15 protein-coding genes and 1 riboswitch are annotated in these 19,860 nt (G+C 54.0%); of the genes, 14 read left to right on the top strand and 1 reads right to left on the bottom strand.

What is annotated here, in order from left to right; all coding sequences use genetic code 11:
- Positions 1-4 precede the first annotated feature (4 nt).
- The 12 genes from ACTHRH_RS05215 (at position 5) to ACTHRH_RS05160 (ending at position 16,001) form a co-directional block, all read left to right on the top strand.
- Positions 5-2,983 (top strand): extracellular solute-binding protein, encoded by a 2,979-nt coding sequence (locus ACTHRH_RS05215; protein ID WP_440414424.1) that lies wholly within the window; start codon positions 5-7, stop codon positions 2,981-2,983.
- A gap of 94 nt (positions 2,984-3,077) precedes the next feature.
- Positions 3,078-4,019, top strand: coding sequence for a carbohydrate ABC transporter permease (locus ACTHRH_RS05210; protein WP_260982184.1), 942 nt, complete (start codon positions 3,078-3,080; stop codon positions 4,017-4,019).
- Positions 4,020-4,310: 291 nt separating this feature from the next.
- Positions 4,311-5,204 carry a carbohydrate ABC transporter permease gene (locus tag ACTHRH_RS05205; RefSeq protein WP_222126733.1) on the top strand — a complete coding sequence of 298 codons (894 nt, stop codon included), beginning with the start codon at positions 4,311-4,313 and terminating at the stop codon, positions 5,202-5,204.
- Positions 5,205-5,587: 383 nt separating this feature from the next.
- Positions 5,588-7,633 (top strand): YIP1 family protein, encoded by a 2,046-nt coding sequence (locus ACTHRH_RS05200; RefSeq protein ID WP_379287671.1) that lies wholly within the window; start codon positions 5,588-5,590, stop codon positions 7,631-7,633.
- Between the two features lie 24 nt (positions 7,634-7,657).
- Positions 7,658-9,889 (top strand): DUF5696 domain-containing protein, encoded by a 2,232-nt coding sequence (locus ACTHRH_RS05195; protein ID WP_440414421.1) that lies wholly within the window; start codon positions 7,658-7,660, stop codon positions 9,887-9,889.
- Positions 9,886-10,782 (top strand): carbohydrate ABC transporter permease, encoded by an 897-nt coding sequence (locus tag ACTHRH_RS05190; RefSeq protein WP_144940229.1) that lies wholly within the window; start codon positions 9,886-9,888, stop codon positions 10,780-10,782. Before ACTHRH_RS05195 ends, ACTHRH_RS05190 begins: the two co-directional genes overlap by 4 nt.
- 93 nt (positions 10,783-10,875) lie before the next feature.
- Positions 10,876-11,817, top strand: coding sequence for a carbohydrate ABC transporter permease (locus ACTHRH_RS05185; protein ID WP_440414419.1), 942 nt, complete (start codon positions 10,876-10,878; stop codon positions 11,815-11,817).
- 65 nt (positions 11,818-11,882) lie between these two features.
- A riboswitch (TPP riboswitch) is annotated at positions 11,883-11,993 on the top strand.
- A gap of 204 nt (positions 11,994-12,197) precedes the next feature.
- Positions 12,198-12,890, top strand: coding sequence for a thiaminase II (gene tenA, locus ACTHRH_RS05180; protein ID WP_379287663.1), 693 nt, complete (start codon positions 12,198-12,200; stop codon positions 12,888-12,890).
- Positions 12,887-13,693, top strand: a complete 807-nt coding sequence (gene thiD, locus ACTHRH_RS05175) for a bifunctional hydroxymethylpyrimidine kinase/phosphomethylpyrimidine kinase (protein ID WP_379287661.1) — start codon at positions 12,887-12,889, stop codon at positions 13,691-13,693. The genes tenA and thiD overlap by 4 nt, the downstream gene beginning before the upstream one ends.
- A complete protein-coding gene (gene thiM, locus ACTHRH_RS05170; RefSeq protein ID WP_379287659.1) occupies positions 13,690-14,460 on the top strand; it encodes a hydroxyethylthiazole kinase in 771 nt (256 codons plus the stop codon). The genes thiD and thiM overlap by 4 nt, the downstream gene beginning before the upstream one ends.
- Positions 14,461-15,081: a thiamine phosphate synthase gene (gene thiE, locus ACTHRH_RS05165; protein WP_440414416.1), complete on the top strand. Its 621-nt coding sequence runs from the start codon at positions 14,461-14,463 to the stop codon at positions 15,079-15,081.
- Positions 15,082-15,125: 44 nt separating this feature from the next.
- A complete protein-coding gene (locus ACTHRH_RS05160) occupies positions 15,126-16,001 on the top strand; it encodes an MBL fold metallo-hydrolase (protein WP_440414414.1) in 876 nt (291 codons plus the stop codon).
- Between the two features lie 72 nt (positions 16,002-16,073).
- Here the strand turns inward: ACTHRH_RS05160 and ACTHRH_RS05155 are convergent, their stop codons facing one another.
- The gene (locus tag ACTHRH_RS05155; RefSeq protein WP_440414412.1) at positions 16,074-16,823 is read right to left on the bottom strand and encodes a MerR family transcriptional regulator; all 750 of its coding nucleotides are present in this window, start codon (positions 16,821-16,823) and stop codon (positions 16,074-16,076) included.
- Positions 16,824-17,036: 213 nt separating this feature from the next.
- Here ACTHRH_RS05155 and ACTHRH_RS05150 point away from each other — a divergent pair, with 213 nt between their 5' ends.
- Positions 17,037-18,263, top strand: coding sequence for an MFS transporter (locus ACTHRH_RS05150; protein WP_144940246.1), 1,227 nt, complete (start codon positions 17,037-17,039; stop codon positions 18,261-18,263).
- A gap of 409 nt (positions 18,264-18,672) precedes the next feature.
- Positions 18,673-19,665: a small ribosomal subunit Rsm22 family protein gene (locus ACTHRH_RS05145; RefSeq protein ID WP_440414409.1), complete on the top strand. Its 993-nt coding sequence runs from the start codon at positions 18,673-18,675 to the stop codon at positions 19,663-19,665.
- The last annotated feature ends 195 nt before the right edge of the window (positions 19,666-19,860 follow it).

The raw sequence follows: 19,860 nt of genomic DNA, 5'->3' as shown, positions 1-19,860 counted from the left end.
AGCTATGAAAAATAATCGCATGCCTCCGGGCGGTAATCGCACATCCGTTCTTCGCCGCCGGTCATCATGGGTGGTTACCGTCAGCCTGGCGCTGCTGTTATCCGCCATGCCGTCCCAAGACCTGGGTGCATCGCAGAAGCTGGCGGATAAATATAAGGATGCTCTACAGCTTAAGCCCATTGAATTTACCTCATATTCCGAAGACCAATTGCCCGTTTATGCCCATGCCGTCCGCAAGCAGCAGGAGGAAGGAAAGACGGATGCCGCCGGGGAGAGGATCGATATTCCTGCGAGCCAGTACAGCGGATTCGGCGATGATCCGCAGGCGGCCCCGCTTATCCAGACGGGAATAGGCGGGCGCACGGAGCCTATCTTGATCTGGAATGAAGGGACGGAATGGATCGAGTGGACGGCGGAGATTAAGGAGAGCGGGTTTTATCAAATAGAGGTGGATTATTTCCCCATAGAAGGGAAAAGGTCTTCCATTGATCGGGCCTTGAAAATAGATGGCCAGTTCCCTTTCAACGAAGCCCAGCGGCTGTCCTTCTATCGATTCTGGAAGGACGCCGCGGAGCCGGTCAGGAACCGCAAGGGAGACGATGTCCGGCCGCGGCAGGTGGAGGCTCCGCACTGGGAAACGGTCCGCTTGACGGATAATGAAGGCAAGCATGCGGAGCCTTTCCGCTTTTATCTGGAGAAGGGGACGCATACCCTCCGAATGGAGATGATTCGGGAGCCTGTCGCATTGTCGCGGATATCGCTTGTTCCTCCGGAGATTGTGCCGACCTATGCCGAGGTGAAGCAGCAGTATTCGCAGAAAGGCTATAAAGAAGCGGAGGATACGGCTGTAAAAATTCAGGCGGAGCAGGCGGATTACAAAACCGATCCGACCATCCGCAGGGAAACGAATTCCGATCCGATAACGGAGCCGGCTGCGGAAGGAAATATCCGCTTGAATGTCATCGGAGACTACCGTTGGCGCAAGGGCGGGCAGTCGATCGCCTGGACCTTCGCGGTTCCCCAATCGGGGCTGTACAAGGTTGGCATCAAGGCCGGCCAATGGTGGGGGGACGGTTTGCCCGGCTACCGGAAAATCGAAGTGGACGGCCGCGTTCCTTTTCGGGAGCTGGAGGAATTTGCTTTCCCTTACGACAAGCATTGGAGGATTGATACTCTCGGGGACGGGGAAGAGGATTACTTGTTCTATCTGGAGGAAGGCGAGCACACCATCCGGATGACGGTGCAATTGGGCCCGTATCGGGAAGTGCTGCAGTCGCTGATGGAGACGATCCGGCAAATTTCCGATCTTAATCGCAAGATCATTATGGTGACGGGGACGAAGCCTGATCTCAATTACCGCTATGATCTGGATCGGCGGATTCCGAATCTGCTGGACGATTTGTCCGCGATTACGGAGCAGCTTCGTTTCCAGATCGGCGAAATACAGCGCCTCTCCGGGAAGAATCCGGCGGTGGTGCAGAGCCTGAAGATGATAGAGGATCAATTCACGCGGATGATCCGAAATCCGGACAGCATTCCCGCCCAACTGGAGGATATGACGAACAGCCAGGCACAGCTCGGCAATTGGCTGCTGAGTCTGAAGGAAGCTCCGCTGGTGCTGGATTACCTGATCGTGGCATCGCCCGATACGACATGGCCGAAGGCGATGTCCAACATCTTCCAGCGTTCGTATGCCACGTTCCAGAACTTCCTGAATTCCTTCAGCAAAGATTACAACAGTGTGGGAGACACGCCAGCCCTGGGAGAGGACGGCAAGGATGCCGTCGTCATCGATGTATGGGTGGGGAACGGCCGGGAATGGGCGGAGCTGCTTAAAGATTTGGCAGACGAAACCTTCACCCCGGAGACCGGGATCGCCGTCAATATGAATACGATTCCGGCGGGCCAACTGGCTGTAGGGGGAGTGAACACCCTGCTGCTGGCCGCAAGCTCCGGCAAAGCGCCGGATGTGGCGGTCAGTGTAGATGGGCTGCTTCCGGTCGAGTTCGCCATCCGGGATGCCGTCGTCAATCTGAACCAGTTTGCGGATTATGAAGAGGTTTCGCAATGGTTTTTGCCCGGTGCGTTAGTTCCGTTTCGCTACAACGGCGGGGATTACGCCTTGCCGGAAACCCAGGATTTCAACATTCTGGTCTATCGTAAGGATATTTTGGCCGAGCTGCATCTGGGCATTCCCGATACATGGGATGATTTGTATCAAATTCTGCCCGTTCTTCAGCGAAACGGGATGAACGCGTTCGTTCCGCCGGTCATCGATCCGTTCCTATATCAGCACGGAGGCCAATTCTACAATGAGGAAGGAACGGAATCCGGCTTGGCCTCCCCGGAAGCTTATCGCGCCTTCAAGGAATGGACGGATTTGTATACGAATTACCGGATTCCGATCCAGGCCGATTTCTTCAACCGGATGCGTTCCGGAGAGATGCCGATCGGATTGGCCGGGTACCAGCACTATGTGCTTCTATCTACTGCGGCTCCGGAATTGGCGGGGCGCTGGGGAATCGCTCCGGCCCCCGGCAAGAAGCAGCTTGACGGCACGGTGGACCGTTCGGCGGGGGGAGCGTTGAAGGCAACCGTCATCTTCCGGCAGTCGGAGCATCCGAACGAAGCCTGGCAGTTTCTGAAATGGTGGATGAGCAAGGAGACGCAGCAGAGATTCGGACTAGAGCTGGAGTCGCTGCTGGGCGTGGAGGCGAGATGGAACAGCGCCAATGTCGAGGCCTTCCAGGAGCTTCCGTGGCCGAAGGAGGACCTGATGACCTTCCAGGAGCAATGGAAGTGGTTCAAGGAGCCACCGGTCGTCCTTGGCGGCTATTTTACGAACAGGCATTTGACCAATGCCTGGAATCGGGTCGTCATGTCGGGAATGAATCCGCGCGAATCGCTGGAGCAAGCGGTCAAGGACATCAACCGGGAGCTGGAGGCGAAGCAGGAGGAGTACGGATTCGGCAAGCCAAGATAAGATGATCATCGAGGAAGCGGAGCCAGATGATGAAGGCCGGCGAACCAGACTTCACTCTGATTGGCCGGCCGGTGTATCAGGAAGGAGGGGTCAGGTGACGGGAAAAACCGCAGTCGTCAGCGAGACCGGTATGCCGCTTGGCAAAAGGAAAAGGCTTTCCCATTTTCACAAGCATAAGCTGCAGTATTTGATGCTGGCTCCGTTTGTTCTCTTGTTCACTCTCTTTATTGTGATCCCGGTGCTGTGGTCCATCGGATTAAGCTTCAGCTACTACAATATGCTCCAGCCTGCGCGCTGGGTCGGACTCACCAATTATGAGCTGCTTTTTCTGGAGGACGATATTTTCCTGACGGCGGTGAAGAATACGCTGGCTTTTGCCGTCGTCACCGGTCCGCTTAGCTACTTTCTGTCCTTCTTCTTCGCCTGGATCATTCATAATCTGCGGTTCAGCAACGGCTTCGCCCTTGCTTTCTATGCTCCGTCGATCACGAGCTCCGTAGCTTTATCGGTCGTCTGGCTCTATATTTTCTCCGGCGACCGCTACGGCCTGATCAATAACTTGCTTATTCATAACGGATTGCTGGAGCGGCCGATCATCTGGCTCGGCAATCCGGAGACGATGCTCTATGTCGTCATGTTCGTGTCGCTCTGGATGAGCATGGGAGCGGGCTTCCTCGTCTTCCTCGCCGGCTTGCGCAATGTGCCGACGGATATATACGAAGCCGGGGCAATCGACGGAATACGCAGTAAATTCCAGGAGATGCGGCTGCTTACGCTGCCGATGATGAAGCCGCAGCTATTGTTTGGAGCCGTGAACGCGATTGTCAGCTCCTTCGCCGTCTTCGATATCGCCACGGTGCTGACCGGAATGCCCAGCCCGAATTATGCGGCGCATACGATTGTCGCTCATTTATACGATTATGCCTTTATCCGTTTTGACTTGGGCTATTCCTCGGCAATCGCCGTAGTGCTGTTTCTGTTCACGCTCACTCTCGGGCGGATCTGTATGAGGCTGCTGTCTTCGAAGGATCAGTGATCGAACATGAGATGATTTTACGAGGGGTCAGCATCACCATTCATGCAACGCTTCATCGATGGTCAGCCGTGCCATTGGTGCGACGCTTCTATCGATGGTCAGCAGTGTCGTTGGCGCAACGCTTCATAGATAATCATCAGTGTCATTGGCACAACGCTTCACTGACTGTGGGCAGCCTCGTTTACGCCATGATTCATCGAGAAAGCAGAAGGCAATCACGATTGTTCTTTAATCCGGATCTGATTCGGAGAATGCCGGGGCCGAAGTCCAAACCGAAGGGGGGAACCTGCTTTGACGGCAATAACCCGACAATGGGTCAAACCTATGTGGCGTAAGCTGCGCCGAGTCCGCATGGTCAAGCCGGGCCGGGTCGTTCTGCATCTGGTCATGCTGGTGCTGGTCGTCCTGACCTCTGCCCCGATTGTTTATGTCATCTCCACAGCTTTCAAGCCGCTCGACGAGCTGTTCATGTATCCGCCCCGGTTTTGGGTAATGAAGCCGACGCTGAAGAACTTCAGCGACCTGTTTATCGCTACGGACGGAATGCTGGTGCCCTTCACCCGCTATGTGTTCAACAGCGTCTTGACCACCGTGGCCACCGTCTTGGGCAGCGTCGTGATCTGTTCGATGGGCGCCTTCATTGTATCAAAATATAAATTGCCGGGGACCGGCTTCTTGTTTGCTTTGATTATTTCTGCACTGATGTTCTCGCCCCAGGTGACGCAAATTCCGACCTATTTCGTCATCTCCAATCTGGATTTGATCGACAGCTATTGGGCGCTCATCCTGCCGAAGCTGGCTGTTCCGTATAACTTTTTTCTCATGAAGCAGTTTATGGACCAAATTCCCGAAGCTACGCTGGAGGCGGCCAGGGTGGACGGAGCGAATGAATGGACTTCGTTCTGGAAGGTAGTTATGCCGATGGTCAAGCCGGCGTGGATAACCGTCGTCATCTTTACCTTTATAGCAAATTGGAACGATTTCTTCACACCTCTGATTTATACGACCAGTGAAGCGATGAAAACTTTGCCGCTGGCTATGGCCGGCGTGTCCAACGGAACCGTCGGACGGATGGGGGCGGCGGCGGCCGGGGCGTTCGTCACAACGATACCGACGATCATTTTGTTTGTCATCCTGCAGCGGCAGGTAATGGATACGATGGCCCATTCCGGCATCAAGTCATAGAGGCGTATAGGACACGATAGACCTTAATCGGTCTGGAAAGGCCTTCTGGCAGCTTTAACGGACCCGGAGTAGACTGTCGATTTAGGGTATACAACCAAAAACCAAAGATCATGTGCGCGGTTTGGTTTTAACGGACCCCAGAGACCTTAATCGCTCCACAAGGGCCTTTCGGTCATTTTAACGGAATCGGATGACCTTATTCCAAGAAATGCAGGCGAAAGTATGAGGATTTCAATGAAATAAGGGCGTCTGGGTCCGTTAGTCTGAAAAAAACGCCTATTTTGTCGAAATAGGGTCTTTCAGATCCGTTACACGATTACAGTGGAGGATAGTCTAAATTTTGGCGCGTAGTGTTCAATATTACACGGAGGAGGAGGGATCGGGTGAACAAGTGGATGCGAAGGCTCGGAATCGCGCTGGCCGTCTTCGTGCTTGGAGTGGCTCAGAGCTTCCCGGTATTTGCAGAGCCGGCCGAGAGCTATGTGATCGACAAGGAAGGATACAAAATCCCTACCCCTCTCGGTTATTCCGTGGAAAGGGTGCTGATCGGAGATTATCATTACGGGATGCTCAAGAACCCCGAGGATCTGTTCATCGATGCTGCCGACCGTCTGTATATAGCGGACACGGATAACAACCGGGTGGTCGTGATGGATAAGCTCGGCCAAATCCTGCGGGTATTCGGAACGGAGGAGGACGGGCTGGAGTTGATGTCTCCAAGAGGGGTATTTGTGGAGCGGGATGGAGACGTCTATATTGCGGATTCGGGCAATTCCAGAATCGTGCATCTGACGCCGGAGGGTGAGCTTGTCGAGGAGTTTGTGGCTCCGGAATCGGAGCTGATCGACCCGGATTTTCCTTTCGCCCCGGTCAAGTTCGTCATTGATCCGGGGGGGAATCTGTACGTGCAGAGCGGCAATGATTATCATGGACTGCTGGTGATTGACGGCACCAACGGTTTTCAAGGCTATCTGGCTCCAAACAAGCTGAAGTTTAATCTGCGGGATTGGATTCTGCGGGAATTGGCCACCAGGGAGCAGAGGGAGGCTCTGGGGAAGAAAGTGCCCCCCAATCATCGCAACGTGACGATCGACCCTGAGGAAGGCCGTCTGTACACGGTCATTGAAAATACCGATTCCGACGAATTGAAGCAGTTCAACTTCGTCGGCATCAACACTTATCCGGCCGCCCGGTATGGAGAATACAGCGGGAAGAACGGAATCTTCACCTCCGCCAATTTGGTCGACGTAGCAGTGGATCGCAGCGGGATTCTGAGCGTGGTCGATTCGAATCAGCGCAAGGTTTATCAATACGATCAGGAGGGCAACAATCTCCTCGTATTTGGCGGCAGCGGTTCGCAAACCGGCTTCTTCCAGGAACCGGTCAGCATTGCCGTCGATTCCGAAGGACTCCTGTATGTGCTCGACCGCGGCAGGGGGGAGATTCAAGTATTTCGCACCAACCATTTCGCAAGTCTGGTTCACGAAGGAAGCCGGCTGTTCCACGAAGGCCGTTATGAGGAGGCGATGAGTCCGTGGCAGGAGGTGCTGGCGATTCATTCCAATTATAATCTGGCTCACCGCGGGGTGGGGAAGGCGCTCTTCAAGCAAGGAAAATGGCAGGAGGCGATGAAGCACTTCCGCTTGGGCGAAGACAAGGCGAATTATTCGAAAGCGTTCCAGGAATATCGCCACATGCTGATGAGACAGCAATTCGGCTGGCTGGTTCTTGCTTCAGGCTTGCTCTTGGCCGGCTTGTACATGGCCGTCATCCGACTGGGGCGTTATGCCAGGAAGGTGGAATTTGCCCCTTCCTCCGTTCCGGCATGGGATCACGCGGTCATGGTGCTCTTCTCCCCATCGGAGGCCTTCTCCCGGATTCAGAGCCGCCCCCGTTGGAGTCCGGCTATCCTCCTTATATTGATGCTTGTGGCCGCCCGTTTTTTTGAAATCTATTTTACCGGGTTTCATTATGCGGGAACGCGTCCCGAATTTGCCAACCTGTGGCTGGAAACGTCCAAGATTATCGTCCCGCTGCTTGCCTGGATGGTATCGGGATGGGCAATCACCTCCATAATGGACGGGGAATCGAAGCTTAAACAGATAGCGGTCGCTTCCGCTTATGCCATGATTCCGATGATAGTGGGGACCGTGCTGACCACTCTGCTCACCAGCATTTTATCCCTGGATGAGAAAGCGATTTACGAAGGCTTGCGGGTGTGTATATGGATCTGGACCGGCTGGCTGTTTCTGATTCAATTCAGGGAGATGAATGATTATTCAGTCGGCCAAACGATACGTGTGATGCTGGTAACCTTGTTCGCCATGCTCGCACTGCTGGTCGCCGCCACACTGTTTTATGTGCTGATGAATCACATATTCAAATTTGCGAAGGAGCTCTTCCTGGAGCTTTACATCCGAAGCCAGTAACGCAGGAAAGGAGGGGGGGACAGCTTGACGCCTCGACGTGTGCTGCGATGGATCTCCTGGGCCGTTGTGCTTGGGCTGCTGACATTTTTCATATATGCTTTGGAGAATTATATGGTGGAGCAAGGGGTCATGGGGGATGGGGCCGGCCAGCAGAATGCCGATTTCCCGAGAGCGGTTCTCGATAAGCTGGGCGATCTTTCCGTCTATGAGAAAGTGGCGGAGAACCGGCGGTTGTCGCTGTACTACGAACCGCTTACCTCCTCTATTGCCGTTGAGGACAAAGAAACAGGCGCGGTATGGCTGTCGGCTTCCGATGTTTCCGACGAAGAGGCGGGCGGGAGTCAGCTCCTTAAGGACAGTCTGAAGTCGCCGTTCAATTTCTCCTATGCCGATATTGGACGCCCCACCCATGAGGTGGTTAGTTCCAACCTGATTTCCGGCTCACCCACAATCGGGAAAGAAGCAGTGGACAACGGAATCAGGGTTACGTATCAGTTTGACAATCTCGGCCTGCAGTTCGCGATCGAGTTCACGCTTGATGAGGACCGTCTGGTCGTCTCCGTACCGGTTACGGAAATCCGCGAGCAAGGGAATTACGCCCTTGTCTCCATCGAGCCGGTTCCCAATCTGGGAGCGGCTTCCGATCGGGATAAGGGGTATATGTTCTATCCGGATGGCAGCGGAGCGATCTCCTTTTTCAAGGAAAGCCATCCCCAATACAGGGAAAAGTATTCTGCGCTTGTCTACGGCTCCGAGGATATATTCGAGAGGAACGGACAACGGGCGGAGAACGCTTATTTACCGGTATTCGGAGTCCATAAGAACGGCAGAGGATTCGTGGCTTATATCACGGAAGGAGAGTTTGAATCGAAGATTCATTACGCTCCAAGCGGTTACCTGGTCAATGTGAACCGCGTTTCCGCGGAATTCCTCTACCGGCGCGAATATTCCGCAGCGATCCGCAAAGGGGAATACGCCAGAAGGGTAGAAACCGGGATGCGGGCTTTCGATCATCAGGTCGTCTATCACTTTCTGCCGAAGGGCAGGGCGGAATATTCGGATATGGCCCAAATTTATCGGGAGTATCTTATCCAGTCGGGCAAGCTTCACAGAACGATAGAGAAGAACAAACGGACGATTCCTCTCGCCCTGAACCTGTTTATGGGCGTGAAGGAGGAACGGGTGCTGAAGGACCGCTTCGTGCAGGCTACGACCTTCGAGCAGGCGGAAAATATTGTTCAGCAGTTGAAATCAGCCGGGGTGGAGGAGATGAGCGTCATTGTCAAGGGGTGGATGACAGGAGGATACGGGGATTTTCCGGATGGAACCGCTGCTGCCGGCGAGCTGGGCGGTGCCTCCGGGCTGAAGCGGCTCGCCCGAACGATGAAGGAGAACGGCCTGGAGCTGTTTCTGAATTTCAACAATGTTCATGCTAACGCGGATAATCTGGGCGTGAGGAAGATGTCGGCGGTCATGAAGGACCCGGGCAGGCTGCCGCTGCAGAACTATTACGGAGATTCGCTGCTGCTGAATGCAGTGACAGCGGCAAGCCGCTTTGACTCCGGTCATAAGCAGACTTTGTCCGGATACGGAGCGAGCGGAATCGATTTTGAAGCTTATGGGGATTTGGCTGTTGCCGATCACAGCGAATGGAACCCTCTGACCAGAGAAGGAACCGTCGGGCAGTGGCTCTCCATGCTTCGGGAATCCCGGGAGATGAACGGGAAGGCGGCGGTTCACGGCGGAAATCAATATGTTCTTCACCTGGCGGACCGGTTGTCGGATCTTCCGCTGGAGGACTCCCGCTACGTCTTCACAGACGAGGCCGTTCCTTTCTACCCGATGATTGTCCATGGCAGCATTCCGTACAGCGGCGACATTCCGCTCAATATCCATCACGATCAGCGGCAGGGATTCCTTAGATGGGTGGAATACGGAAGTATGCCTCTCTACGAATTGACCTGGCGGGAGCCGGAGGAGCTTCGCTTCACGGAATACCGCAAGCTGTTCAGCTCTGCCTTCGGGCAATGGGCTCCGGTCATCATCGAGCAGTACCGGGAGCTGAACGAGAGGCTCGGGCATACCTGGGGGCTCGCGATGACCTCTCATCGCAAGCTGGAACGGAATGTATACGAGACGGGTTACGAGGATGGAACGAGGGTAATCGTCAATTATGGCTCTATTCCTTATGAGACGGAAGGGACGACGGTTAAACCGCTGGATTACGCTGTTTTGACCAAGGAGGTGGGGGAATGAAGCTGGGCCTGGAAAGAAGAAAGAGGATCAGTGGGCTTCTCTTCATCTCCCCGTGGCTGGTCGGCTTTGCCGCCTTCCTCGTCTATCCGCTGATCAAGTCCCTCTATATGAGCTTTCGTGAAATTCAGGCGGTGGCTGATTTGCAGATGACCTTCGTCGGCTGGGACAACTATTCGAAAGCGATTTTGAAGGACACGCAGTTCATCCCGTTCTTTTATAAGGCCATTCAGGATGCCATCGTTGAGATTCCGCTCATCCTTGTCTTTTCTTTCTTCATCGCCACTTTATTAAACCAGGAAACCGTAGGCCGGATGTTCTTCCGCGGAGCCTTCTTCCTGCCGGTGCTGATCGGCTCGGGCTTCGTGATGCAGCAGCTTCTGGGCCAGGGGATAGGCGGGCTGGATGCGGTGAAGGACCCGACGGAAATGATGCGCGAAGGCGTTGCCAACGGGCTTGCGGTGCCAGAAGCCATCGCTATGTACCTGCCGAATGATTTGGTCAAGACGCTGTCCGACATCATGGGCAGACTGACGATCATTTTCTGGAAGACGGGAATCCAGATTCTGCTCTTTCTGGCCGGACTGCAGGGAATTTCGGATTCGCTGTATGAATCGGCGAAATGTGACGGCGCCACTCCTTGGGAAATGTTCTGGAAAATTACGTTTCCGCTCATGACCCCGGTGCTGCTTCTCAACGGAATTTTCACGCTGGTGGACTCGTTCACGGACATGCGCAATAACGTTATGCGCTATATCCAGAAGGTGGCGTTCACCGATATTGAGTTCGGTTATGCCGCGGCGCTCGGCTGGATTTATTTCGTGTTCGTATTTCTGCTGATTGTGCTGATCTTCACCTTGACCCGCAAGAGCGTATTTTACGCAGGGGACAGGTAACACAGAGTGGGCGGCGCGCTTGCTTCAACGGCATGTCGGAAGCCATCCCAGTCTATGCGGCTACATGCGGAAGCATAAGGAGGAGGTTTAACGATGCAGACTGTTCGTACCCGCCCGAGTATCGGGGCAAGAATGGCTTTGGCCGCGGAAGGGATTCGCAGGTGGAAAATCGCATATCGCATCTACCGGCTGTTCATCTATCTCTTTCTGATCGGACTGTCGTTCGTGTTCCTGTATCCGTTTCTCTTCATGATCTCGACCTCGTTCAAATCCCCGGGCGATCTGGTCGATCCGACGGTATACTGGATTCCGAAGCAGTTCAGTGTGAAGGGATATTTCGACGCCTACGCGGCTCTTAATTATTTGCCCTATCTGAAAAACACGGTCGTCCTGACGCTGCTCACCGTGACCGGCCAGATGCTGTCCTGCGCGGTAGTCGGCTACGGCTTCGCCCGCTTCCGCTTCCCGGGCAGGGAGCTGTTGTTCGCGCTCGCTATGTTTACCATGATAGTGCCTCCGCAAACGATCATCGTGCCGATGTTTATTCAATACAAGGAATTGAACTGGATCAATACGATTCTGCCCATGGTTGTGCCGAGCTTCTTCGCTAACGGACTGCGCGGGGCCTTGTTTATCTTCATCTTCCGCCAGTTTTTCCGCGGCTTGCCTCATGAGCTGGAGGATGCGGCCCGGGTGGACGGCTGCGGCGCACTGCGAACCTTCATCCGTATCGTGCTGCCGGTCTCCATTCCGCCTATACTTGTATCGGCGATTCTTTCGGTGGTGTGGCACTGGAACGATTTCTTCGAGCCGGCCATCTTCCTGGTCGACCGTGATAAATTTACTCTGCCGATGATGCTGCCCTTCCTCGGGCAGTCGCTGAACTCGATGTCGGGAGGGACGGCCAGCGCCAATGTGGGCCAGGCGACAACGATGGCCGGATGTGTCCTTGTCATCCTTCCAATCCTGATTCTCTATCTCGAAATTCAGCGTTACTTTATGAAGAGTATCGAACGCTCCGGAATTGTAGGATGAAAATGTTGGATGACAGTCTATTCCAGATATGTTAATATAAATTTGCTTGCAATTTAATACATTATTCAAACTACTAGGGGTGCCCTATATTCGGGCTGAGAGGAACGCAGATAGCTTCCAACTCTTATGAACCTGATCTGGTTAGTACCAGCGGAGGGAAGTAGTCACTAGGGTATTTGTATACCCTATTATTTCCGCAGACCAAGAACCGGGTTCATGAATGCCATGAATCGGTTCTTTTTTATTTATCCGATTCCCTCTCCCCCCCATGAAGAAAGGAGGTTCCTTCTCCATCCAGCCAATTTGCAGCCCATTCGGCTGAACTTGCAAGCGATTCTATGCAATTCTATTGATTTTCAAAATTCAAGGAGGCGGTTCCAATGACTTTTACTCAACAATTACGGGAAACCAACCAGGATTTGTTCGAAATGATTTTCCATCATCCGTTTGTAGAAGGGATCGGCCGCGGAGATATTGCCAAAGAAGCGGTCATGCATTATGTAAAAGCCGATTTTGAATATTTGAACGCATTTATGAAAATCTATGCGATTGCCATGTCCAAGTCGGATACTCGCAGCGATATTGCCTTTTTCCATGAACAGGTAGGCTTTACCTTACACTCGGAAACCGGCCCGCATATGAATTTGTGCGACTATATCGGCGTTTCCTATAAGGAATTGCAGGGTCATCCACTCCCGCCAACTGCGGATCATTATGTGAAGCATATGATGTATCATGCCTATACCGGTTCACTCGGGGAAATCTACGCCGCTCTCTTGCCGTGCCCATGGACCTATTTGGAAATCGGCAAGGTGCTCATGGAGAAATATAAGCCTCAAGCGAACCATCCTTTTTATCGCTGGATTACTTTCTATGCCGACTCGGGAATAGAAGCACTCACCGAAACCTTGTGCAAGCGGCTCGATGCTTGTGCCGAAGAAGCCTCGGAAGCCGAGAAAAACCGGATGCGCGACGCCTTTCGAAAAAGCTGCCAGCTCGAGCTCTGCTTCTGGGAAATGTCCCTGACTTGCGAAACATGGCCCGCCGGAAACATTGGAGTGACTGCGCCATGAAGCGTGTTCCTTGTGCTCTCACCATTGCCGGAACGGACCCGACGGGCGGCGCCGGTATCCAGGCCGATCTGAAAACATTTCAAGAACTGCAGGTGTACGGAATGTCCGTCATTACTTCCGTTCTCGCGCAGAATACGACCGGAGTCCAGGATGTCGTCCATCATTCGACGGCTTTCATCGGTCGTCAACTGGATTCCGTTACAGAGGATATACCGGTTCACGCTTTTAAAACAGGCATGATTGCCAGCTTGGACATGATGGAATTGTTGACAAGGAAGATTCCGGAAATTAAAGCCCCTTATGTGCTGGACCCCGTCATGATAGCGACAAGCGGGGATGCGCTCATTGATCCGGATGCGCGCGCCTTCTTGAGGGACAGGCTCCTGCCGCTCGCCAGCATCGTCACTCCGAATATACCGGAGGCGGAGAGCTTGACCGGCGGTACGATTACAACGACAGCGGATATGGAGGAAGCGGCCGTAGCGCTCGTTAACCTGTACGGGGCCGGAGCCGCGCTTGTCAAAGGCGGACATTTACGCGGAGAAGCTGTAGATATTCTATACGACGGGGAAAAGCTGTACGCTCTGTCTGCGGATAGAATCGAGACGACCAACACGCACGGTACCGGTTGTACGTTATCGGCCGCGATTACCGCCTATTTGGCGCAGGGGCTTCCTTTATATGAGGCCGCACGTAAGGCCAAAGACTATATTACCGCGGCCATCCGCCATTCCTTGCCGCTTGGGAAAGGCAATGGCCCGACGAATCATTGGGCGCCGCGGATCGGAGGCAGCCAAGCATGAATCAGTCGATTATCGATCAAGTTCGCCGACAAGTGCCGTTTATCTATCACCTGACCAATCAGGTGGTCATGAATTTCAGCGCCAACGGGTTGCTCGCTTTCGGCGGTACGCCCGCCATGGCCAAATATATAGAAGTGGCGGAACCGCTGGCAGCGGCATCCGACGGGGTTCTGATCAATTTAGGCACACTCTCTCGCGATGAAGTGCCGGCATTGGTCAAAGCAGGTAAAGCCGCGAATCAAAAAGGGATCCCCGTCGTCCTTGATCCGGTGGCGATTGCTTGCTCGGCCTTCACTAAAGAAGCGGGGCGGGAGATACTGCAGGAGGTGAAGCTGGCCGCGGTCAAGGGCAATGCCGGGGAAATGGCTTATCTGGCCGATATTCCGTGGGAAACCCGCGGCGTCGATTCCATAGGCGGCGGCGATGCGGCGGCAGTGGCCGGGGAAGTGGCGAAGCGTTACAGCACGATAGCGGTCGTTACGGGGGAAACCGATTATATAGCGAGTGAGGACAAGCTGCTCGTTAATGAAACCGGCCATCCGCTGTTGACCAAAATAACGGGCGGCGGCTGTTTGCTCGGCTCGATTCTGGCCGCCTGCCTGACGACCGATGCCGATGCCTTGGAGCAAGCCTATACGGCCGTATCCTTCTATGGGCTGGCGGCGGAGTATGCGGCAGCCCGTCCCGAAGTACGCGGTCCCGGTACGTTCCTGCCCGCTTTTCTTGACGCTCTGTCCTACGACATTAAAGATTTGGAGGGGAAATAAATGAGAATCCAACGTGCGCAGCTTCGCAAATATTTTATTATGGGGAGCCAGGATTGCACACGAAGCCCCGAGGAAATATTGCTGGAGGCGGCGAAAGCGGGCATTACCGCTTTTCAATTTCGCGAGAAGGGCCCCGGTTCGCTGTCCGGCAGCGCAAAGCTGGAGCTCGGCAAAAAACTGCGCAAAATTTGTTCCGAATATGGTATTTTATTTATCATAAACAATGATGTGGAACTGATCGAGCCGCTTCAAGCCGACGGTATTCATGTCGGACAGCAGGATGAACGGACAGACACGATCCGCGCGCGCTATCCCGATACGATCATCGGGCTGTCCGTGACGAATATCGAGGAGGCGAGTCGGCCGTCGATGGCCTGTGCCGATTACGTCGGGGCAGGGCCCGTATACCGCACGGCAACGAAAATCGATGCCAAAAAGCCCGTCGGCACCGCCTGGATCCGGGAGCTGCGCGCTTTTCTGCCGGAAATGCCGATGGTCGCTATCGGCGGCATCACACCGGACAATGCCCGCCTTTCACTGGATGCAGGGGCTGACGGCGTTGCCGTCGTCTCCGCCATTACGAAGTCCGGCAATATCCGGGAAACGGTCGCACGTTTATAAATACCACAACGTTTTACTTGTGAATGAAGAAAGGAACCCGTCCAATGTCTATGAAATTGCCCGAAGTATCGGCAGATGCACCGCAATGCGAGCTGACGGTCCTGAACGCCGGATATTACCGGGCGTCCCTAAACATGCTGCATAAAGAGCGCCCCCGGCAACAAATCTGGGGGCCGGCATTATTCTTTCTTATCCGGCATCCGAAGAACGGTTATTTTCTGTTCGATACCGGCTATTCCACGCGTTTCCGGGAAGCAACCCGCCTCGTTCCATACCGATTGATGCGTTTGGCGACGCCGGTTCGCATTACGGAACAGGAGCACGCTCTGGTTCAATTGCAGGCGATGGGGGTTGAGCCGGATGAGGTGACGGTCATCTTGTCCCATATGCATGTGGATCATACGGGGGGAATCCATGATTTCCCCCGTTCCCAAATTATAGTCAACAAGGTGGAATGGGAATTTACGCAGGGGCGGTCCCCCTTAAGGCTGTTTCCCCACGCCTATCTTTCCTCTCTCTTTAACCAAATCGATCCGAATCGGGTCAGACTGATCGATTTCGATTCTTCCTCCGGATACGGTCCTTTGCCACAGGCTGTGGATCTGTTGGGCGACGAATCGCTTGTGCTTGTCCCGCTGCCGGGCCATTCCGTCGGACAGATGGGCCTGCTGATCAATCATACCCGGCAGGGAAGAGTCCTGCTCTGCGCGGATGCGGTCTACATGCAGGACAATTATCGTGACAGGCTGGCCGGAAGCCGGATCAGCCGGATAGCGCATTACGATTATTCGCAATATCTAAGTCAATTTGCGCTGCTGCACGATTTGGAGAAGGAGAACAGCGGTCTGACCATCCTGCCTTCTCACGACCCCGGAGTATATGAACGATATGTTCTGGGCAAAGGTCGGGCAGGCCAATAGATTATGGAAAACAGATCGCTGCCGTCATCCTTCCTCCCGTCTTAGGGATGGGGGAGACCCCTTGGGTGCGCCTCAGGGAGCCGCTGAAGCCTGGGCTTCGGCCGCCATGCACAAATAATAGGACAAGCCGGTTTGCTCGGCTTCCAGCATACCCCGGTGGAAATCGTCTTGGACGAAAAACCGGGCCTGCGCGGCAAATTCCGCTTCATTGATGGAATGTCCGTGCCGGTTCAGAAAATCAAGATGTGTGCGCAGATGCTTCATCACTTTTGCGTCGTCGAATTTCACCCCGCTCCTAAGGAACTCCGCCATCCCGTTCATAAAGCGTACGGCCTCCTTGGCCTGCTCGTTCAACTCCTCCGGTTGGATGGGCCCGGCTTCCAGGTCGTAGTTGTACTTTTCCTTCAAGTATTCGCTTTGTTCGTGCAGAGCTTCCTTCCATTCTTCTTCACTGTCGAAGCCTCTAAACATAGATTGGGTATCCATAGGCTCTCCTTCCTTGGTACTGCGAATCGTTTCCTCCAAAGTATGAATCAAATCCTCCAGTCTTCTCTTGCGGGCAAGAAGAAGCCGGCGCTGATCCGACAGGACGGATAACCGGTCTTGACCGCTTTCCAGCAGGTCTTTGATTTGCTGCAGCGGGAAGTCCAATTCCCGGTAAAACAGAATTTGCTGCAGCCTCTCCAATTCTTTCTTTCCATACAGTCGATAGCCCGCATCCGTCACCTCTCCGGGGTACAGAAGACCGATCTTATGGTAATAATGCAGTGCCTTGACCGTAACATGGGTCATCTCGGCAACTTCTTTGACGGTGTATCCCATCCGCCTTACCTCCTTCTACAAGCATTGTAAAGCCTCCCCTTGGGTCAGAGTCAATCCTTATTCCGTTTAACCCCCTTTGTACCTGAAGAATACACGGAAGAAAATTTTTCCATCGAAGTACTTTCAACCCGGTTGACTCTCCTCTGAGAGGAGGCCCTACAATGAGCCTCGGAATTCCGAATAATATTCACCTTGAAAGGAGAAGTAGGGAAAATGTCATCTCCCCGTGAGGCTCTTCGCAGCCGATATGTCCGGGCCGTTATGGTGTCCGGATTGTTCTCGCAGATCGGCATCTGGGTCCGGAATCTATCCGTACTGTTATTTGTTATGGAGCAAACCGGAGGAAACGCTCTGGCTGTTTCCATGATCTCTGTGGCCGAGTACGCGCCTATCTTCATATTCTCGTTCTTGGGGGGTGTATTCGCGGATCGTTGGCGACCAAGAAGAACGGTTATTTGGTGCGATCTTCTCAGCGCCCTATCGGTATTTGCCGTTCTGGCTTCCTTCGAACTGGGCGCGTGGCCGGCCGTATTTTTCACCACATTGTGTTCCTCCATTCTGTCGCAATTTGCCCAACCGTCCGGTATGAAGCTGTTTAAAATCCATGTGCCGGAAGATCAGGCCCAAGCGAGCATGTCCTTGCTGCAGACGATGATCTCTGTCTTTATGATTGTGGGGCCGATGCTGGGCACCGTTGTATATCAAAACCTGGGCATGGCTGCCGCAATCGCCATGACGGGCTTCTCGTTCCTGCTGTCTGCCGCCGCTATGGCCTTCATTCCGCCTGATCCCGAAGCGGGCAGCGCCGCGAAAGGGAAGACCTCCCTGTGGAAGGAAATGTCCGACGGAATCCGTTATGTGTTGTCGAGGCCGGTGCTTAGATTGCTCAGTATCAGTTTTGTGGCGGTTGGTCTCGGAGTCGGATTAATCTCGCCTCTCGGAATTTTTGTCGTGACCGAAAGGCTCGGATTGTCTCCGGAGTACCTGCAATGGCTGTTGATACCGTATGGCCTTGGGGAAATGGCGGGAGGCTTCCTCGCCTTCGGTGCGGCCGGCCGTATTCCTCCGCAGAGGCTATTGGTGCTTGGTCTGGTTATGAACGCCGCAGGGATTGCCCTAATGGGGGTATCCGGCGTACTATGGCTGGCTATGCTGGCCCAGCTTATCATCGCTCTGTTTCAACCCGCCATCTTTATCGGAAATCATTCGCTTGTGATCCAAAATACGGACGTATCGTTCATAGGCCGGGTAACAGGCATCCGAACCCCTCTTATGACCGGTTCTATGGTGATTATGATGAGTTTATCCGGGGTTCTGAAGGAAATGTTTCCGCTCATTGTCCTGTATTCGGCTGCAGCTCTGTTATTTATCATCGGAACGTTAGTCGTCCTGCCGCTTCCGGGGACTAAGAGCGAGACACTGGGAGCGGACAAGAACTAACGATGACGCAAGCGGGGAGAAGATTCTTAATGCTTCTACCCCGAGGAAGGAGTAAACGGAGCAGGCAAAAATAGGCTATAATCATACTTTCCCTGTGTACAGCGGGCTGGATATGCTATTCTGAAAGGAACTATTTTCGGGAGGCGATGTTTATGGTTAGCAGTGTATATGTCGTTCAAGGGCTCATTCGAGGGGGGACCGCATCATTCGCCCTATAAACTGTGATCCCCCTCAGAATCTGAAAGGGGTATCCTATTGTTCAACCATAAGCAAGCGGAGACATATTTAAACCGGTACGGTGAGCGGCTCGGCGTCCATTGGTCTGCGAGCAAGCAAACTTATCCAGTAGCGGTTGGCCGGGCAGTGCCGGTCCGATCTGGAGCCAACCCTAGTTCAGGGGAGGCCGGACATGGAGCTTCCTAGAGATTTACGGCAGGCTATTGATGTAGAGATCGCGCTGCGCTCATCCAAGCAGCTTGCGGTCGCCGCGGCGAGGCTGTCCAGCCGCTATCGCACAGGCTTGTCTTCGAGAAGCGGCAAGTTTCTGCAATCACAGGAGGATGTGGAAGCTTATGCGGCATTTCGCCTTCCAGCCACTTTTGCAGCGGTATATTCGACGGCAAGGGAGGTTCAAGAACGGCTTCCGGGCTGGTCCCCCAATACTTTATTGGACATAGGGGCCGGTCCGGGTACGGCTATGTGGGCAGCGGCCGCTGTATGGCCGGGGCTGATCAGCCGGATAACGCTCATGGAACGCGAGGAAGGCATGATTGATCTTGGCAGACGTTTGGCTGCCCATTCATCCTTCTCCGCAATTTGGGAAGCCCATTGGCGCAGGCTTGATCTCAGAGGGAGATGGGGCGTCAGCGCGCATGATCTGGTGATCGCGTCTTATGTGCTGGGAGAGATGCCTTCCAGCGACTGCGAGGCTATCATCGGCAAGCTCTGGGAATCGACCTCCCACACATTGGTTATCATCGAGCCGGGCACACCGGCAGGGTTTGCGCGTATCCGGCAGGCTCGGGAGCTGTTGCTGTCTATGGGAGGTCGGATTATAGCTCCATGCCCTCATGAGAACCGATGTCCTATGTCCGGGCGGAACTGGTGCCATTTTGCGGCGAGGGTATCGCGCTCGCGGCTTCATCGTCTGGCCAAAGCGGGGGAACTCGCCTATGAAGACGAGAAATTTTCTTATATCTGCATTTCTCGGGCAGGCGGAACGACGATTCCAGGAAGAGTCATCCGCCATCCCCAGGTTCATACAGGGTTTATCCGGCTCGAGCTTTGTACCCCGCTAGGGCTGGATGAGACGGTCGTCACCCGCAAGGACCGCGATCGGTTCCGCAGGGCGCGCCATCTTCGTTGGGGCTCGCCTGTTCCAGGCCCGGACGATAGAGAATAGGCCACATGCCTTTTTGCGGGCGTTACGGCTGCATCACGGTGTATTACAAGGATTCAGGAAGCAGTTCCCATCGCGGGACTGCTTTTCTTTGTGGGAGAAAATGGCCTTGTCTGGAATTCTTTATATGTAACAGGAGAGGGCCACCTGCTCTGGGAAAATTTAGTATGCACAGCTCGTGAAAACATGTTACATTTT

Source organism: Paenibacillus sp. SAFN-117 (assembly GCF_051966115.1).
GTDB lineage: Bacteria > Bacillota > Bacilli > Paenibacillales > NBRC-103111 > Paenibacillus_L > Paenibacillus_L residui.
Note: the sequence above shows the minus strand (reverse complement) of the source record. Positions and strands in the feature narration are given on the sequence as shown.

Excerpts from the sequence above, each read along its gene's own strand:
- thiM (WP_379287659.1), top strand. The coding sequence starts at position 13,690 with ATGAATCAGTCGATTATCGATCAAGTTCGCCGACAAGTGCCGTTTATC.
- tenA (WP_379287663.1), top strand. The coding sequence starts at position 12,198 with ATGACTTTTACTCAACAATTACGGGAAACCAACCAGGATTTGTTCGAA.
- thiE (WP_440414416.1), top strand. The coding sequence starts at position 14,461 with ATGAGAATCCAACGTGCGCAGCTTCGCAAATATTTTATTATGGGGAGC.
- ACTHRH_RS05145 (WP_440414409.1), top strand. The coding sequence starts at position 18,673 with ATGGAGCTTCCTAGAGATTTACGGCAGGCTATTGATGTAGAGATCGCG.
- thiD (WP_379287661.1), top strand. The coding sequence starts at position 12,887 with ATGAAGCGTGTTCCTTGTGCTCTCACCATTGCCGGAACGGACCCGACG.
- ACTHRH_RS05155 (WP_440414412.1), bottom strand. The coding sequence starts at position 16,823 with ATGGGATACACCGTCAAAGAAGTTGCCGAGATGACCCATGTTACGGTC.
- ACTHRH_RS05150 (WP_144940246.1), top strand. The coding sequence starts at position 17,037 with ATGTCATCTCCCCGTGAGGCTCTTCGCAGCCGATATGTCCGGGCCGTT.
- ACTHRH_RS05185 (WP_440414419.1), top strand. The coding sequence starts at position 10,876 with ATGCAGACTGTTCGTACCCGCCCGAGTATCGGGGCAAGAATGGCTTTG.
- ACTHRH_RS05215 (WP_440414424.1), top strand. The coding sequence starts at position 5 with ATGAAAAATAATCGCATGCCTCCGGGCGGTAATCGCACATCCGTTCTT.
- ACTHRH_RS05190 (WP_144940229.1), top strand. The coding sequence starts at position 9,886 with ATGAAGCTGGGCCTGGAAAGAAGAAAGAGGATCAGTGGGCTTCTCTTC.
- ACTHRH_RS05160 (WP_440414414.1), top strand. The coding sequence starts at position 15,126 with ATGTCTATGAAATTGCCCGAAGTATCGGCAGATGCACCGCAATGCGAG.